Here is a 267-nt window from a genome sequence, read left to right as displayed (position 1 = left end):
CCACCAGGCCGAGTCGATCTGAATCGACGTAACTGGACCCATCAGGCCCGACTCGAGGGCCGCGCGCAGCGTCGCGATGTCGTCGCGGTAGCGGTTCTGCGCTACGGATGAGCACATCGCGCTGCTCTCTGCCTCGGCCGCGAGGATCGCGTCGCACGCAGCAAGCGAAGGGGCCATGGGCTTCTCACAGAGCACGTTGATCCCGGCGCGCAGGAACGCGACACTCAGCTCCTCGTGGGTGTCTGGCGGTGTGCATATGCTCACGAG

At 65.9% G+C, this 267-nt stretch carries 1 protein-coding gene; it reads right to left on the bottom strand.

Translation table 11 applies throughout. The annotated features are described in order from the left end of the window. Nucleotides 1-267, bottom strand: a 267-nt coding sequence (locus SB754_RS20685) for a Gfo/Idh/MocA family protein (protein ID WP_410784234.1), incomplete at both ends; no start/stop codon positions are given.

It is taken from the genome of Leifsonia sp. SIMBA_070 (assembly GCF_046534635.1).
Lineage (GTDB): Bacteria > Actinomycetota > Actinomycetes > Actinomycetales > Microbacteriaceae > Leifsonia.
Note: the sequence above shows the minus strand (reverse complement) of the source record. Positions and strands in the feature narration are given on the sequence as shown.